Source organism: Pseudoalteromonas 'SMAR', assembly GCF_048515945.1.
GTDB lineage: Bacteria > Pseudomonadota > Gammaproteobacteria > Enterobacterales > Alteromonadaceae > Pseudoalteromonas.
In genome coordinates, this window is sequence record NZ_JBLWMW010000047.1 from 1 (window position 1) to 16965 (window position 16965).

General features: G+C 44.2%; 17 protein-coding genes. 14 read left to right on the forward strand and 3 right to left on the reverse strand.

Annotated features, from left to right (window positions below):
• The first annotated feature begins 333 nt into the window (after positions 1-333).
• The 8 genes from rpsP (at position 334) to ACNKW2_RS16365 (ending at position 6631) form a co-directional block, all read left to right on the forward strand.
• Positions 334-582: a 30S ribosomal protein S16 gene (rpsP, locus tag ACNKW2_RS16330; protein ID WP_336566909.1), complete on the forward strand. Its 249-nt coding sequence runs from the start codon at positions 334-336 to the stop codon at positions 580-582.
• A 17-nt stretch (positions 583-599) separates the two neighbouring features.
• A complete protein-coding gene (gene rimM, locus ACNKW2_RS16335) occupies positions 600-1136 on the forward strand; it encodes a ribosome maturation factor RimM (RefSeq protein WP_419149515.1) in 537 nt (178 codons plus the stop codon).
• Entirely contained in the window at positions 1136-1903 is a 768-nt protein-coding gene (gene trmD, locus ACNKW2_RS16340) for a tRNA (guanosine(37)-N1)-methyltransferase TrmD (RefSeq protein ID WP_054551734.1), read from the forward strand. Before rimM ends, trmD begins: the two co-directional genes overlap by 1 nt.
• A 33-nt stretch (positions 1904-1936) precedes the next feature.
• On the forward strand, positions 1937-2296 hold the full coding sequence (gene rplS / locus ACNKW2_RS16345) for a 50S ribosomal protein L19 (RefSeq protein WP_419149516.1): 360 nt from the start codon (positions 1937-1939) through the stop codon (positions 2294-2296).
• A gap of 244 nt (positions 2297-2540) precedes the next feature.
• Positions 2541-3680, forward strand: a complete 1140-nt coding sequence (gene tyrA, locus ACNKW2_RS16350; RefSeq protein ID WP_419149517.1) for a bifunctional chorismate mutase/prephenate dehydrogenase — start codon at positions 2541-2543, stop codon at positions 3678-3680.
• A gap of 341 nt (positions 3681-4021) precedes the next feature.
• The gene (locus ACNKW2_RS16355; protein WP_419149518.1) at positions 4022-4525 is read left to right on the forward strand and encodes a hypothetical protein; all 504 of its coding nucleotides are present in this window, start codon (positions 4022-4024) and stop codon (positions 4523-4525) included.
• 233 nt (positions 4526-4758) lie between these two features.
• Positions 4759-5055 carry a hypothetical protein gene (locus ACNKW2_RS16360; RefSeq protein WP_419149519.1) on the forward strand — a complete coding sequence of 99 codons (297 nt, stop codon included), beginning with the start codon at positions 4759-4761 and terminating at the stop codon, positions 5053-5055.
• Between the two features lie 217 nt (positions 5056-5272).
• Positions 5273-6631: a DUF2254 domain-containing protein gene (locus ACNKW2_RS16365; protein ID WP_419149520.1), complete on the forward strand. Its 1359-nt coding sequence runs from the start codon at positions 5273-5275 to the stop codon at positions 6629-6631.
• A 228-nt stretch (positions 6632-6859) separates the two neighbouring features.
• Here ACNKW2_RS16365 and ACNKW2_RS16370 read toward each other — a convergent pair whose 3' ends face one another.
• Positions 6860-8014, reverse strand: coding sequence for a chorismate mutase (locus ACNKW2_RS16370; protein WP_419149521.1), 1155 nt, complete (start codon positions 8012-8014; stop codon positions 6860-6862).
• Between the two features lie 360 nt (positions 8015-8374).
• Here ACNKW2_RS16370 and ACNKW2_RS16375 point away from each other — a divergent pair, with 360 nt between their 5' ends.
• The gene (locus ACNKW2_RS16375; protein WP_419149523.1) at positions 8375-11326 is read left to right on the forward strand and encodes an EAL domain-containing protein; all 2952 of its coding nucleotides are present in this window, start codon (positions 8375-8377) and stop codon (positions 11324-11326) included.
• A 41-nt stretch (positions 11327-11367) separates the two neighbouring features.
• On the opposite strand, the gene ACNKW2_RS16380 is transcribed toward ACNKW2_RS16375, so the two are convergent.
• The gene (locus ACNKW2_RS16380; RefSeq protein WP_419149524.1) at positions 11368-11697 is read right to left on the reverse strand and encodes an SUI1 family translation initiation factor; all 330 of its coding nucleotides are present in this window, start codon (positions 11695-11697) and stop codon (positions 11368-11370) included.
• Between the two features lie 142 nt (positions 11698-11839).
• Here ACNKW2_RS16380 and ACNKW2_RS16385 point away from each other — a divergent pair, with 142 nt between their 5' ends.
• From ACNKW2_RS16385 to ACNKW2_RS16400, 4 genes are all read left to right on the forward strand, one after another.
• On the forward strand, positions 11840-12145 hold the full coding sequence (locus ACNKW2_RS16385) for an STAS domain-containing protein (RefSeq protein WP_419149525.1): 306 nt from the start codon (positions 11840-11842) through the stop codon (positions 12143-12145).
• A 21-nt stretch (positions 12146-12166) separates the two neighbouring features.
• The gene (locus tag ACNKW2_RS16390) at positions 12167-13828 is read left to right on the forward strand and encodes a SpoIIE family protein phosphatase (RefSeq protein WP_419149526.1); all 1662 of its coding nucleotides are present in this window, start codon (positions 12167-12169) and stop codon (positions 13826-13828) included.
• 84 nt (positions 13829-13912) lie between these two features.
• On the forward strand, positions 13913-14581 hold the full coding sequence (locus ACNKW2_RS16395; RefSeq protein ID WP_419149527.1) for a GAF domain-containing protein: 669 nt from the start codon (positions 13913-13915) through the stop codon (positions 14579-14581).
• Positions 14582-14761: 180 nt separating this feature from the next.
• Complete coding sequence (locus ACNKW2_RS16400; protein WP_336566869.1) at positions 14762-15952, forward strand: amino acid aminotransferase; 1191 nt, start codon at positions 14762-14764, stop codon at positions 15950-15952.
• A 152-nt stretch (positions 15953-16104) separates the two neighbouring features.
• On the opposite strand, the gene ACNKW2_RS16405 is transcribed toward ACNKW2_RS16400, so the two are convergent.
• Positions 16105-16413: a YebG family protein gene (locus tag ACNKW2_RS16405; RefSeq protein WP_419149528.1), complete on the reverse strand. Its 309-nt coding sequence runs from the start codon at positions 16411-16413 to the stop codon at positions 16105-16107.
• A 247-nt stretch (positions 16414-16660) separates the two neighbouring features.
• Here ACNKW2_RS16405 and ACNKW2_RS16410 point away from each other — a divergent pair, with 247 nt between their 5' ends.
• Positions 16661-16963, forward strand: a complete 303-nt coding sequence (locus ACNKW2_RS16410; RefSeq protein WP_419149529.1) for a ComEA family DNA-binding protein — start codon at positions 16661-16663, stop codon at positions 16961-16963.
• Positions 16964-16965: the final 2 nt, after the last annotated feature.

Here is a 16965-nt window from a genome sequence, read left to right on the forward strand (position 1 = left end):
GAAAATGAAAGGCAAAGGCGGCATGCAAAAAATGATGCGTGGCATGAAAGGCATGATGCCACCAGGTATGGGCGGCGGGCCGAAGTTTTAAGGCAGAACCCCATTGCTGCAAGAGTAAATAAAGCGAGCCTCGGCTCGCTTTATTGTTATTGAGCTATAATTCATGGCTCCATAACAAAGCGGCGCTGTTTGGCTATACTCTCTATCTTGATTATTTTGGGTAAGGTCAATTGGCGCTTGCATTGCGCTGAAAAATGCGTACAATGCCCGAGCTTCCAGTAGTGGGAAGTACAAACTTATTAATGAAAACAGTCAATCTATATAGAGGACGGTATGGTAACTATTCGTTTGCAACGTGGCGGCGCTAAAAAGCGTCCATTCTATCAAATTGTGGTTGCGGATAGCCGTTTCTCGCGTGACGGTCGTTTCATCGAGAAAGTAGGTTTCTTTAACCCGATCGCTAAAGGTCAAGAAGAGAAAGTACGTTTAGATCTAGCCCGTGTTGAGCACTGGGTAGGTCAAGGCGCTGCTCTTTCAGATCGCGTAGCGAAGCTAGTTAAAGACGCTCGTAAAGCGGCTTAATAGGCGTAAGTGTAACCATGAGTCAAGAGAACACCTCATCAATTATTGTCGTAGGAAAGCTCGGTGCCCCATATGGTATAAAGGGCTGGCTTAAGGTACATTCATTTACTGATGATCCCCAAGGGATCTTCGATTTCAGCCCGTGGTTGATAGGGCAACAAGGTAAATGGCAGACCTTAGAAGTGGTCGACTGGCGTCGCCACAACAAAGGCTTTATCGCTAAAGTTGCGCAAGTAAACGACCGAGACGAAGCAATGGCTTTAACCAATGCAGAAATCTCAGTAGATGCAGCGCAGCTACCAGAATTACCGCAAGGTGAATTCTATTGGCGAGATCTGATCGGCATGTCTGTTGTAACTGATAAAGGTTATAACTTAGGCACTGTTGATGACCTAATGGAGACAGGGTCAAATGACGTTTTGGTTGTGAAAGCAAACAAAAAAGATGCATTTGGCCAAGCAGAGCGTTTAATTCCTTTCTTAACAGATTCTGTTATTAAAGAAGTTAAACATGATGCAAGAGAAATTACCGTAGACTGGGACCCAGGGTTTTAATGTCACAAACGAGTTCGCTATGGGTAGGGGTGATAAGCCTTTTCCCGGACATGTTTGATGCGATTACCACCCAAGGGGTAACAGGTCGCGCAGTTAAAAATGGTCTAATCGACTTTAACTGTTGGAACCCACGTGACTATGCTACTGATAAGCATAGAACTGTGGATGATCGTCCTTACGGGGGCGGTCCTGGCATGTTAATGATGGTTGAACCATTGAAACAAGCTATCCTTGACGCTAAAAAAGCGGCAGGTGATGGTGCAAAAGTAATTTATATGTCCCCGCAAGGGCGCAAATTAGATCAGCAAGGTGCAAGCGAGCTTGCACAATCAGAAAAGCTGATTTTAATTGCAGGTCGCTATGAAGGTATAGATGAGCGAATTATAGAATCATACGTTGACGAAGAATGGTCAATTGGTGATTTTATTTTAAGTGGTGGTGAACTACCCGCGATGACGCTAATTGATGCAGTAGCACGATTAGTACCAGGGGTGTTAGGTCATAACCAGTCAGCTGAGCAGGATTCATTTTCGAATGGCTTGCTTGATTGTCCTCACTATACACGGCCAGAGACATTGGATGATAAACAGGTGCCTGCTGTATTACTCAGCGGAAACCACCAAGAAATCGCTAAGTGGCGCACAAAGCAATCACTTGGTAGAACTTGGCTTCGTCGTCCTGACTTGTTGCATAACCTAGCTCTGACTGAGGAGCAAGCGGCACTCCTTGCTGAATTTCAGCAAGAGTACCAACAAGCTTGTGGCTAGAAGACAGTTACACCTAGGAAAGTGAGAAATATAATGGCAAAAGTAAACCAAAATATTATTAAAGCGCTTGAAGAAGAGCAGCTTAAAACAGACGTACCAGCATTCGGCGCTGGTGATACAGTAGTTGTACAGGTACGTGTAAAAGAAGGTAACAAAGAGCGTCTACAGGCCTTTGAAGGTGTTGTAATCGCTAAGCGTAACCGTGGCCTACACTCAGCTTTCACAGTTCGTAAAATCTCGAGCGGTGAAGGTGTTGAACGTGTATTCCAAACGCACAGCCCACTTATCAGCAGCATTGCTGTTAAGCGTCGCGGTGCAGTTCGTCGCGCTAAGCTTTACTACCTACGCGAGCGTTCTGGTAAGTCTGCACGTATTAAAGAAAAACTTAACTAATACGTCGCATTTACCAAATGCAGATAAAACAGGCCGCTTTATGCGGCCTGTTTTGGTTTATAGCCATTACCAACCCGCCTCCTTATTTCAACTTATTTACCTCCACCTATTTATCTCAACCTCTTGCTACGCCCAGCGGTAACCACTATGCTGTTTTTTCAGCAATGCTTGCTTTTAAACCACCACGCTTCTTGATAGACTTACTGTATTATTTAATTTACTAGTGTATAAATAAGTTTACATCATGTCAGATGGTAAAGATTTAAATACGATTCGCCACGCTATTGATGAATGTGATAGCGAGCTGGTGGCATTACTGGCCAAGCGCAAAGCACTGACCGAGCAGGTTGGTAAAATCAAACAACAAAATGGCGCGCCATTGCATGTGCCTAAGCGCGAAGCAGAGCTTATCCAGGCACGCCGAGAACAAGCCATCAACAATGACGTAAACCCCGATTTAGTCGAAGACATTTTGCGCCGAATGATGCGCGAAGCCTATGAAAACCAGCAAGGCGAACTCGCCTGTGCCGCGCCTGATATGTCACCGGTGGTGATTGTCGGTGGCCGAGGGGCCATGGGTAAGCTGTTCACTCGGCAATTTGAGCGTTCAGGCTACGAAGTACGTAGCCTCGATAAAGACAACCTTGAGCAAGCCGCAACCTTGCTCGCCGATGCCAAGCTAGTGTTGGTGAGTGTGCCAATTAACGCGCTAGAGCAAGTGGTGAATGACTTACCGCCGCTGCCAGAAGACTGCATTTTAGCTGATATCACCTCGGTTAAGCAGGCGCCTTTGAAAGTACTATTGAATAAACACTCAGGCCCAGTAGTGGGGCTGCACCCCATGTTTGGCCCAGATATTTCTCATTGGGTAAAACAGACCATAGTGGTGTGCGAAGGACGATTCCCAGAGCGTTGCCAAGGGCTTACCAAGCAGCTAAAAATTTGGGGCAGCCAACTGGTGACTATGGATGCCAAAAAGCACGACCAATCGATGCAAATTATTCAGGTTATGCGCCACTTAACTACCTTTGTGTATGGTCAGTTTTTAGCGAAACAGTGTCACTCTTTGCAAGAGTTACGAAGCTGCTCTTCGCCCATTTATCAGCTCGAATTAATGATGGTAGGGCGGTTATTTGCACAATCCCCTGAGCTTTACTCCGACATTATGCTGGCGCAATTCAGTGACGTAGAAGGCCTGCTCGCCAGCTACCAAGACACCTTTGAACAAACCCTGAAAAAGCTCGAGCAGGGGGATAAAGCCGGTTTGATTGCAGCGTTCTCTGAAGCGAAACATTACTTCTCCGACAGCGCTAAGCAGTTTTTAGCGCAAAGCCGTGGGCTGCTGAATAAAGCCAATGATGCCAAAGTGTTGGATTACGAGTAAAAAACCGCCTTATCACCAGCGAAAAGCGCTGCGGCCGAGGTGTATGGCGAATGAAATTGGCTTAGCGCCTTGAAAGTCAGCTACCGTGAAATCCGCAGCAATGGGTTAATTAATGAATAAATGAACAAACGAGAATAGCCCTATGTTTCTCGGCGAAGTGTTTTTAGTTAACTGATGACATTATTACGTGCTGATTTCTGTGCTTCTAACACGAAACGTTCTTAGTGTCTGTGTATTTGTTTACTTTCGAATTGTTCCATGGGATTCTTGCACAGAAATTTATGTCCTCAATGAACTCTTTGTACTCAGGTACTTTGGGTGAGAGTAAATAGTTACGTAACATGAGAATCTTTGCCGCAATTATAATCAGCATTATATCCCTAGCCAGTATTGTAGCTACCCTTGGGCTCGCAACAACGGCTATCAAGTCGAAAGTAGAAGACCGTGCTGAAGTGTCAAGGATAGAGTTTGTGGCTGCGCCAAATCAGCCTTCAATAAGGCAGCAATGTGAATCACTCACTCAGCAGGTAAACGAAGAACTATTCAATAATTTTAATGAGTACAAACGTTGCGCTGCAAATGAGGAATGTGGTTTATTCGTCTACAGTGACTTTAAATGCCCCTTAGTGATCCGAAAGGAAAAAGTTCAAGCTTTAAAAGGTGTATTAGATACGCAGCTAGCTAAATCCTGTGTACAACATGCTGTGAAAGATGGTTGTGTGGTATCTGAATTTCAGTGTAAGGAATATAGGTGCGTGGCTACAATGACTTCATCGGGAAGGGGATTTCCACCACCTCCTAGCAAGCTACCGCTGCCAGAGCGGCCAGCTAAAAATGAGCTTTAGACTTGCGCAATATTAAACAGCGAATCAGTGATAAAACCCATATTTTGACTGTTACCTAATATCCTCATTTCTGGCCGATTTTCCTGATTGCCATTGGAAAGGCATTTTTACCTCTATCTTGCCGTTTACTTTAACGTGGCTCCGTGGGAACCTTATAGGCACAACTATATTATAAAGCGATGCTTTTTAGACACTTTGAGACAAGCGTTCATTCATCGCAGTAGGTAAAGATAATGAGCAAGGAAAAACTAGAAGCGCAAACCGTTTTTCAAGACATGCAGAAAAAAGAGGCGTTACTTAAAGAGTTTCACAACCTAAGGCCAAACAGCAAAACAAATGTAATGCGTTTTGTCAGTGCAATTTTCGTGGTTATTGTTTTGGTTTGGATGTATCCAGAAATCATGGAGCAACCTGTTCTTTACGTTTTGCTCATTCTCATCGTCAGTATCAGTTCGGAAATTCGCAGTGAGAGCAAGCGTATAAATAAACGCATAGACACACTGTATGAGTTGATTCAACGTGATGATTAACAAGGCGTTAAAGGCGCACCTCACTCATTGCTGGCATACAACCTAACATCCCTCAGGTATCGTTTTTTACGTGCTGGCTTACAGCTGACTGTTAGGGAGGTAAAGTCATCAGTAAGTGTATGGCACATACCCGCAAGCCAAAAAATTCTGCTCATTCTGCTTACCCTATAGCTCCAGCCTTGCTAGGCTAGGGTGTAAAAAAGTGGCAAGGAAAATCATGTTCACACCTCGAAAGTTGGCAGAAAAGAATCGCGAACTCATTAGCAGCATCGGCTTTTATCCATCCTTACTGGCTGTTGCTTTTTTTGTGTTTGCATTAATTACCACCGCACTTGAATACGCCGCGCCTGTGGCGCACTTTAAAGAGTTTATTGCCATAGTACTGGTTGATAGCGAAGAAAATGCACGTACCATTTTAAGTGTGTTGATTGGCAGCATCATTTCATTAACTGTGTTTAGCTTTTCGATGGTGATGATAGTGCTTAACAATGCCAGCGCTGGATTGTCGCCAAGGGTGTTGCCGGGCCTTATCACCAGAAAGTCGCACCAGCTAGTGTTGGGGTTTTATCTCGGTAGTATTATTTATGCCATTATCATGCTGATTAATATCCGCAGTATGGGGGATGGTGAAATGGCAATTCCGGCGTTAGGGGTGCTGTTTTCACTGCTTTTTGGACTCATTTCATTAGGCTTATTTGTGTTTTTTATCCACTCAATCTCACATGCCATCCAAGTCGATAACGTGCTGAACGACCTGTTTAAAAACACCAAAAATGAGATGCAAAACATCATTAAAAAACAGCATGAGCAGCCTTTTGACGGCTTCCCCGACTTTTCCAGCTGGCATAATCTGCCCAGCACCAAAGAGGGTTATTTTAAAGGGGTACACAGTGGCAAGTTGTGCAGCTTGTGCCAGCAGCACGACTTAAAAATTTACATCGCAGTGAAACAAGGGTTCTTTACGGTTAAAGGCTTTCCATTTCTCAAGTGTAACAAGGATCTGAGCGAAGATGAGGAAATACGTGATGCACTGCTGAGCTGCTTTATTTTTTATGTTGAAGAGTATATCAGCGACCACTACCGTTATGGCTTGACACAAATCTCAGAGATTGCGGTGAAGGCCATGAGCCCGGGCATTAACGACCCCGGTACGGCAGTAAAAGCGATTGATATGCTGAGTATTTTACTGATCCAGCGGCTAACGATTTGCGACGTTAATTACTCTTTTAAGCACAGTCAAAAGGAGCCACTTCTGTATATTCATGAAGCCTCTTTTGATGAGCTGCTGCACGATAACTTTACCCCGATACGAAATTACGCCAAGACAGATGGCTACGTCATGGTGAATGTGTTGGAAGCGTTTAAAAATATACTGTTCCGTTCCAGTGACAATCAGCAAGCAACGGAAAGCTTATTTACCTATTTAGAGGCCATTGTCGATGACGTTCGCAGCTCCATCAGCAACCCTTTTGACCGACAGCGGATCATTGAGATGCTCGAGGCGATTGCGAAAATTAAAGGGGAAAGGGGCGAGGCGCTCATTACTCAATTTAAGCAAGAGTATAAGCCGAGATAAACACAAGAAACAGCTCTGTAAGTAGTAAGTGACAAGACTAATAAGCTGTTTTTTCTTGTTGTTTGGACTTTATAAACTGTTCGGCTCTTTCATGGTTATGAAATCCGATTTTCATATTTCAAAGATGGTTTGCTGCATCGCTTGATTTAAACTCAGAATAAAAACAAAAAAGCCAGAGTGGATTGTTGTCCGCTCTGGCTTTTTATCACTTGATGGCAGAAAAAGGAGTTATAACACATCCACAGCTTGCAGTGATTCACTTTGATAGCAGCCTAGCAGGCGCACAAACTGGGTGTGATCTTTCAATGCTTCTAATGCGGTTTGCACTTGTGGATCGGCAATATTGGCCTGTAGGTCGACATAAAACACTTCTTCCCATGGGTTACCAGGCACGGGACGCGATTCTAATTTCACCATATTGATATTATGTTGTTTAAATACCATCAAGGCATCGGCAAGGGAACCCACTTGTTGTTTGGTGGCCATGATCAAACTGGTTTTCGTTGGGATTTGAGTGGACACCTGCAGTGCTTTTCGCGCCACTACAATAAAGCGGCTGTGGTTCTCGGTTTGGTTGGCCAGACCTGACTTGATCACTTCTAAGCCAACATTTTTGCCTGCTTGCGCTGAGCCTATGGCGGCGCTGTTTGGGTGTTCTGCTGCTTGCTTTAGAGCACTTGAAGTGGAGTCGCAGGTCTCGTGTTGAATATCGCCAAGTCCTTGAATAAAGCGGCTACATTGGGCAAATGGCTGCGGGTGAGCGTAAACTTTATTGATTGCTTGTAACTCGGTATCGGGCAATGCCAACAAACAGTGCTCTACGGTATGTGTGACCTCACCAACAATGGACACTTGGGCGTGCTGCAGCAAATCGAAGACTTCATTAATACTGCCAGAGCTGGTGTTTTCAATTGGCAGTAGGCCATAATCTGCTTGGCCTTTTTCCACCAGATTGGTGATTTGATCAAAGCTTTGGCAACCCATTTCAACCAGCTTACCCGGCCGGCGACTAAAGTATTTGTGGCAGGCCAGTTGGCTGTATGAGCCTTGTCCGCCTAAGTAGGCTACTCGGTGTGTATCGCCGACACTCTCTGGGTTCAGGCTTTTTTGCAACATGGCTTGTTGATTTAACACCGAGTCTTCCAAAATGGTTTGGAACACACTGTTAATATAGAAAGCGTCTAGGCCCAATGACTTGCCATAACGAATGAGCTTTTCTAGTAGCGCCTCTTCACGTGCTTCGTCGCGGATGGGTTTGTTGTTGGCTATTTTATATTCCAGCACACTGTGGCTTATTCGTCGTCGCTTTGCTAATAGAATCAATAACTCTGAATCTATTTCGTTAATGTCATGCCGCAAGGCATTTAATGTGTCTTTAGTCATAGGTCCTCATTCCCATTTAGCCAAAAAAAAGCCCCCCGATGTTGGGAGGCTTAGCTATTCTTTTTCACTCACGAACAGACAAGCCTCTTCATCTAAAGAAGCCAAAAAAGAAATAGGTGTTGCGAGTGATAGTATTCATAACGGATTATCTTTATTCTGTAACTAACTAACTACATTATTAGCATATTATTAAAACCGAAAACAAGTACTACTTTAGCACAATCGTAAAAAGCTGTGAGGTTTTGCACATTTTGCTGTAGTCTCAATTATCGGTGTTAGACGTAACTTGTTGGCAGCTGGAATTTTATTTTGTTATATTCAATAGCCTTAACTAGTAAAAATAACAATATAGGTTAACTCGTGGGCAATCTTCGTCCGCCATCTCGATATGGTGCGAATTCACTGAGTGTAAAACTGTCGATGTTGATTTCAGCGGTATGCCTGATTGCAGGCGTTTTCGCTGCCGCATTGATGTTGAAATCAGAAGAAAAGCAATTAGTGTATGAAGAGTATGACGAGCTTAAACGTTTAAGCGCCGATGTTACCGGCCGTTTTACTGACTACCTCGCCCTGAAAGCCAATTTAGCTGAGCAGGCAAATTCTGTGGTGTCTAAGCACCTCCTACACGAACACCAGCTTAATGGCTTAGAAGCACAAGTTGAACAAAAGGCCGGCAATTGGGTGAGTACCGCGCAAAACGGTTTATCAGCGGCCAGTGCACCACAAAGGGAAGCGGATGAAAAGCTGTTTTCTGAGTCGGAGCTATTATGGAACATACTGGCACCCCCCCTGTTGCAAGATTTTGCTAACTTTTATTTATCGACCCAACAAGGCTTCACTCGAATAGCCCCACCGAATGCCATTTTGGCCGAAGATCCTCGTTTTAGTGGCGAGCAACTTCATAAGTTACCTATTTTACATTCTGAGCAAAACCCCACGCGTGAAGCCGTGTGGTCAAAGGTGTATTTTGATCCTCTGTGGAAGCAGTGGATTGTCAGTGTCTTGGTGCCACTGTACAAACAAAATCAGTATATGGGATTAACCGGCAGCGATCTGCGGTTGCAGTCCCTGCTTAATAACTTTCCCCGCTCCAGTGAGCAACAAGGCTTTATTGTTTTCGACCGACTAGGGCGTGTACTGGCGGCGCCAGGGATAATACCCGCGGCTAGTAAAACTGAGCAATTACAAAGCTATCAACAACTGCCTGAGAGCTTAAGTAAGATTATTGAAACGGCGCTTGCAACCAAGTTACCGAACCTACAAAGTGAGTTCCAATTGGACGATAACTGGCATTTAATGCATATCAGCCATGTTGATAGTCTCGATTGGTACGTGGGCATTTATAAAAAAAGGGCATCGGCCATTGCCGCGCTAGAAGAGCTGAAAGTTAAGTTTTTCGGGCTGTTTATTCTATATGCGATTTTTGTCGCCATTTTATTGCATCAAGTGCTTTATCAATTGGTGTTACGCCGCATTAACGCTTTGGTCAAAGCAGTCAATGGCTTTGGTCGGGGCCAGTGGGATGCGCCAACCTTGCCACATACCGACGATGAAATCGGCCAACTCAATGCCTCTTTCAACGACATGAGCGTTGAAATAAAGGACTTAGTGAGCGGTCTAAATCAACGCATTAGCGAAAAAGAAGTGGCCGAAAAAGCCGCAAATCGACTTTCTAAAGCAGTGGCGTTCTCGGGCACGGGTGTGGTGCTCACCAATGAGCACTTTCAAATCGATTACGTTAACCCAAAAATGCAGGAAATGACCGGCTATGATGAAGCGCATTTTATTGGTTCGCCACTGTTAAGCATCATCGCTAAAGACATGGCCATACTGGTTGATGATATTGACCTCGACCTGCGCAGCCGCAATTACTGGCGTGGTGATACCATGTTAGCAGGAGATAAGGACGCACCGATTTGGGTAAGTTTAAGTATTTCTCCAATTCGCGAAGACAGTGGGACTATCTCGAGCTATGTAGCCTCGGCGCAGGATATTTCCTTTGTGAAGGAAAGCCAACGTAAAATGGAAGAGTTGGCTTACTACGACACCCTCACTGGGCTGGCTAATCGTACCTACTTTAGAATGCAGCTGCGTAAATCCATGGCGTTGGCAGAGCGTGGTCACTATGCCTTTGCACTGTTTTATTTTGACTTAGATGAGTTTAAACGCATTAACGACACGCTAGGTCATGATGCCGGTGATCGCTTGTTACTGGAAGTGGCAACACGGTTGCAAAAACGTTTGCGTGCAGAAGATACCATCGCGCGATTAGGCGGCGATGAGTTTGCTGTGTTGCTAAGTGGAATTCAACAACGTGAAGATGCCATGGAAGTGGCCAACAATATTCAAGCTACCCTCAGTAGCCCCATTAAACTTGGCAACAACGAGGTGATAGTCAGTGCCAGTATTGGTATCACTATGGCACCGTTCGATAGCCAAGAAGAAGAGCAGCTATTAAAACACGCCGACTTGGCGATGTATCAGGCCAAAGCGAAGGGCAGAAACACTTACCACTTTTACAGTCAGGACTTGAATGAAGCGGCCAATGAAAGGCTGTATATTGAAAATGAGTTACGCCAAGCCATTAAAGAGCAACAGTTCACCCTGTATTATCAACCACAAGTGAATAGCCAAACAGGTGAAGTGGTGGGTTACGAGGCTCTGACACGCTGGTTTCACCCCACAGAGGGAAGTATTCCGCCGGATAAATTTATACCCATTGCCGAAGCCACAGGGCTTATTGTTGAGCTTGGTGCTTGGGTACTAGAAGAAGCCTGTCACTTTTCCAAGCGCCTGAAGCAGGCTGGGAAAATAGCCAATGTCTCGGTCAACTTGTCAGCGCGCCAGTTCAAAGATGCTAAGCTTATCGACACCTTGTCTGCCATCATCAAAGAAACAAAAATGACGCCGACGCAGTTGCATTTGGAGTTGACAGAAAGCATGTTGATGGGAGATGTAGAAGCGGCTATCACGCAATTACGCGACATCAAATCGTTAGGCGTGTCTTTGTCGATTGATGATTTTGGTACCGGCTATTCGTCACTTAGCTATCTAAAACGCTTTCCTGTGGATGTGCTTAAAATAGACCGCTCATTTGTTAAAGACATTCCAGAAGACCCCAACGATATGGAGATCACTGCGGCCATTATTGCGATGGCGCAAAAGCTGAATCTTCAGGTAGTAGCAGAAGGGGTAGAGACCATAGAGCAAATCGATTTTCTTGCCAACAACAACTGCTTTACATTACAGGGCTACTACTACAGTGCACCATTACAAGAAGCAGACGTAATGACATTTGGCGTATCGCAGTGAAGAAGCTTACAGAGCGCCCTGTGGCGCTCTGCGTAATGCTTTTATCCGCCGGCTATTTTCACCTTAAAGCCCTGACCTTCCAGTAACTGTTTGAGCTTCTCACGGTCGTCGCCTTGGATCTCAATAATACCGTCTTTTACTGCACCACCTTGTCCCATTTTCGATTTTAACTGCTTGGCGAGCTTTTTCAGGTCGTGTTGTTCACTGTCTATCCCCACAACCAGCATCACGCCTTTTCCTTTGCGGCCTTTGGTTTGCCTTTCAATGCGCAGTGCACCGTCTTTAAAAACCTTACTTTGGCTTTGTGATTTTTCGTCTTTGCTGTCTATACGGCCTACATCCGTAGAGTAAACCAGTCTTGAGTCCGACATAGTCAGTATCCTATCAAGTGTTTCAATATTAAGATGATAACAAAAAGCCGTTTCGATGTTTTTTATTTTTGCTAAATGAATTTTAAGGGTTATATTTAAATGGTTGAGGGGACATAAATCAAAATAATTTAGGAGCTTAAAGATGAGCTTAAGTACAAACGCCTCGGCGGATGGCAAAACACTTACGATTCAAATAAGAGGGAAATTTGACTTTAACTTGGTGCAGTCCTTTCGCCAAGCCTATGCCGATATTGGTAACAATACCGACAAAGTCGTCGTCGATCTGCGCGAAACTGATTACATGGACAGCTCGGCCCTGGGCATGCTGTTGAACATGAAAAAAACCTTGGGAACATCGGTTTCGAGTATTCAGATCAGCAATTGTCGCCCGCAGCTTAAAAAAATCCTGCAGATTTCCCGTTTCGATAAAAAGTTTGATATTGATTAAACGTCAAGAACATTCCAACTTATGAATATCTTGGTAGTTGACGATCAGATTTTAAACTGTCGTCTTCTTAAAGCCATGTTGGAGCAACAGTTTTACACTGTGTTTTGCGCCCAGAACGGCCAAGAGGCTCTGACCATATTAGACAATCAAGCGATTGATATTGTCTTACTCGACGTAGTAATGCCAGTGATGGATGGCTTTGCAACCGCACCTGAGATCAAAAAGCGCAGCAAAGATGTCTATTTACCCATTATTTTTATTACCGCGTTAGAAGACAAAGAAAGCTTTGAAAAATGCTTAGCGGTAGGTGGTGATGATTTTATTCACAAACCCTTTGATAAAGTCATTTTGTCGGCCAAAATTAAAGCCCATGCCAGAACGCGGCGTTTAAGCCTACAAAGTAACGAACAGCGTCAACTTCTAGAATATCATTACAATCAAACCGAACGTGAACACGAAATTGTTGAGCATATCTTTAGTAACGCCTTAGCACTGCAATCGGATTACCCCAGCGTGTGTGACTATCACTTGTCTCCTGCATCGATGTTTAATGGTGATATGTTACTAATGGCAAAGAGCCCAATCGGTGGCTTTTACTGTTTGTTAGGGGATTTTACTGGGCATGGCCTGGCAGCCGCCGTTGGGGCTCTACCAGCATCCCGAATTTTTTACACTATGGTGCAAAAAGGCATGGCGGTGAGCGATATTGCCGTGGAGTTAAACACTGCACTGAATGAGTTATTACCTGGGCATATGTTTTGTGCCGCGGCCATCATTGAGCTCAGCAGTTCAGGAAAAAACCTTTCTGCTTGGATTGGCGGAATGCCGGATCTATACCTCATTAACCAGCAAGGTGAGGTTACTAAAACCATTGAAAGTCAGCATATGGCGCTGGGGGTGTTAGATATTGATGAGTTTGAGCGCAACCTTATTCATCTTGAAGTGAGTGCTGAGCAACGCCTTGTGGTGGCAACCGATGGCATTATAGAGTCTGAGTCTGAACAAGGGGATATGTTTGGCGAAGCCCGATTAATACAACTACTAAAATCGCAACCCAGTATCTCTACCGATGAGATAATCACTTCTGTTAAGGCTTTTACTGGTAATTCAGAGCAGCAAGATGACCTCAGTATTGCCATTGTAAACTGCGTAGCAACTGAAGTAAAAGTAACTGAGCCTACTTATTATTCGAGCCTACCATTTGACGTTTCTTTGCACCTTAATGCCAAACAAATGAAAAGTACCGATCCCATTTTGGAGTTAGTGGATTTACTCAGTGAAGTGCAGGGAATTTCAGCGCATCGCTCTAATATTTTTTTATTGCTCTCTGAAGCTTATAACAATGCATTAGATCATGGCGTGTTGGGGTTAGACTCAGAAATAAAAAGCAAAGAAGATGGCTTTTTTGAGTTCTATCAATTACGGGAAGCGGCACTCAGTGAACTCAACCAAGCGCTGATCCTTATTTCCGTTCGCTACTCTCCCGAAGATCTTAAGTTGTACTTTACCATTTGTGACTCGGGCTGTGGTTTCAATACCAGTAAGCAACACACAGAAATGAATGATAAAAGTCATGGTCGGGGAGTGGGGTTATTGGATGAGATTGCTGAACGTATCAGCTACAACAAGAGCGGCAATGAAGTCGAGATTGTCTATTCATTATTGTCTGAGCAGCCAAGGTAGTGTCACTCCTGGCAGTGATTTTTGATTGGCAAAATCAGGTTGACGTGTTACGCTATCTAAAAGTTTAGATGTTTAGATGTTTAGATGGCTAAAATGAAAGATTATATTTCACTCAGTGAGTTAACCATTCCCCGTGAGCTACTTGATAAGCAGTTAACATTGCTTGATAACTATTTAAGTGGTAATTCGGCGCAAGCCGTATGGTCTTATCAAATTCCAGAGCTCGGTGAAGGCGGAGCATGTAGTTTATTTGGTCATCTGCAGCCTGAGCCCTTTTTGCTCAGCGACTACTTACAGCAAGATGAAGATACCCAAAACCGCCTAGCCAAATTACAAACGCTGGTGGATGCGGTGGTTCACTTTACCCAAGTCGATTGGTTTGGGATTTATCAGGTGCGCGATACCCAAGAGGGTAAACAACTATTAAAGTTAGCCTATTCAGGCGCCCCAAGTCGCCCTTTGTTTCCGGTGACAGAGCAATTTGCGGCGACTTCAAACAACATTCAAACGGTATTAAATGCCAAAGCACGCGTGATCAACAATATTCCTGACTATGTGGCATCCGGTGGCGAGTACTATACGTGCGATCCGAAAGTACAAGCAGAAACCTGCTTGCCACTCTTTGATGACGAGGGTGCGTGTGTTGGGATCATTGATGCCGAGGCATTTACTACTGACTTTTTCAGTGCTGAAGTGCTCGCCACGCTTGCGGCCGCTTGTGTGCTAATACCACGTTTACTACCGCAATCTTAAGCAATTGCTTGGTCGTAAACTTGATGCTGACTTGGTGCAGATAGGTTTACATAAATGAATAAAATTCTCGATGATTTTGGTAACTTCACTAGCAGCCTGTGTGTTACCATCAAAAGACCTTTTTGACTCGGGCGCAGTGCGTTCGAATTTGCATTAATTATAATATAAAAGAGATAAGCCATGTTCTCAGAGCTAAAACCACTTCCAACAGATCCTATTTTAGGCCTGATGGCCGCTTACAAGCAGGACACTAACCCCAATAAGATTGATCTTGGTGTTGGTGTTTATAAAGACGAGCAGGGGAACACTCCGGTTCTTAGAGCGGTAAAAAAAGCAGAAGCGTTTCGCTTAGAAAATGAAACGACAAAGTCTTATATTGGTTTGGCTGGTAATCTTGATTTTTGTCAAAAAATGGAAAGCCTATTACTTGGTGAGCACAAAGCCCTACTGGCTAACCGTGTTCGCACTGCTCAAGCGCCTGGCGGTACAGGGGCATTGCGTGTTGCCGCTGAGTTTATTAAGCGTTGCAATGACAATGCTACCATTTGGGTAACGACGCCAACGTGGGCTAACCACATTAGCTTGTTTGAGGCCGCTGGACTGCAAGTGAAAGAGTACCCTTATTACGATTATGAAAATAAGGGCTTGTTGTTCGATGACATGATGGCGGCGCTTAAGCAAGTACCAAAAGGTGATGTCGTTCTATTACATGCTTGCTGTCACAATCCTAGCGGTATGGACCTTAACCAAGAGCAGTGGCAAGCCGTTGCAGAGCTGGCTAAAGAGCAAGGCTTTACGCCATTAATTGATATTGCTTATCAAGGTTTTGGTAGCAGCCTAGAAGAAGATGCTCAAGGCATGAGAACCATTGCAGATGCCGTTGATGAGATGATTATTTGTTCTTCTTGTTCGAAAAACTTTGGCTTATACCGTGAACGTATTGGTGCTTGCTCTGTGATTGCCAAAGACAGTGCCACTGCTGATATCTCTAACTCAGTATTGTTAAGTGTAGTGCGCAGCATCTACTCAATGCCGCCAGCTCATGGTGCTGATATTGTGAACACTATCCTTGGTAGCGAAGAACTGACGCAAATGTGGCACGATGAGCTAGATGAAATGCGTGGTCGCATTAATGGTTTGCGTACGCTAATTAAAGAAAGCTTAGCAGCCAGAGGCGTAGATCAAGACTTCTCATTTATTGACCGCCAACACGGTATGTTCTCTTTCTTAGGCATTAATAAAGAACAAATTGAGCGCCTACGTGAAGAGTACGCCATTTATATTGTTGGCTCTAGCCGCGTTAATGTCGCCGGTGTCAGTAAAGACAACATCGATTACTTTGCCGACGCTGTGGCAGCTGTACTTAAGTAAGTTTCAGTTGGTATTTAGGTCGTAAAAAACCGCGCTTCAATTGAGCGCGGTTTTTTCATGATTGCATGGAGCAAAAGCTTAGTAACTGCGGTTAAAAATAGGCGCTAATGCCTTGCTTTATGATTGTGCAACTAATTGCAAACTCATTAGTATTAGGCTTGCTTTATTTTAGTGACCTTGTCTTGACTTTGCTCGCTGTCAGTTTTGCTTTTGCTACTGGCTTTTGGGGTGGCTTTACCACCTTTAAGCACCGACAGAAAATCATCTTTTTGTTTGGCAATTTCTAGTGCCAGTGACTCAACTTGCTGATCGCTTAATGGTACATCGACTTTTTCTAGCATGCCTTCAAGCGCTTCTGCTACGTCTAGCATTTTGTCATAGGCATCCGCTTCTTTTTTCGATGTAAAAGTCATACGCTCGACTCCATTTCTCTCAACAACATATTTGGTGATAACGGCCATGGTTAATCCTCTTGTCACTGTTTTTATATACAGTAAACTTGTTACCACCATTTAGCAAGTATTTTTACTCAAGTAGCCTGCTATTATGAGCTTAATTGCAATGCTCGGGTATGGCTAACACACTAAAGTGTAGAGATGCAAAAATCAGACTTTGACAAAGTATCATTTTCGTTCTTTATTTAGACAGTCTGGCACTAATTTTAATACCTCGTCAGGCAAGGAATAATCCAACACAAGGAGTGTTAATATGACTATAAAACCCACGTTAGCCGCTTTGGCTTTGACATTATCTGTACTAAGTGCAGGCGTTCATGCCGAGCCCACCAAACCCACTGCCGCGGCAGTAGCAACACAGCAAGCCGTTATTAATATCAACACTGCAGACGTTAGCATGTTAGCAACATTACCAGGTATTGGTAATCACAAAGCTGGCGCCATTATCGAGTACCGCAAAAAGCATGGAGGCTTTAAGCAGGTAACCGAGCTGCAGCAGGTGAAAGGTATTGGTAAGGGAACTTTTGCTAAGTTGGAGGGGAAAATTAAAGTGTAAAA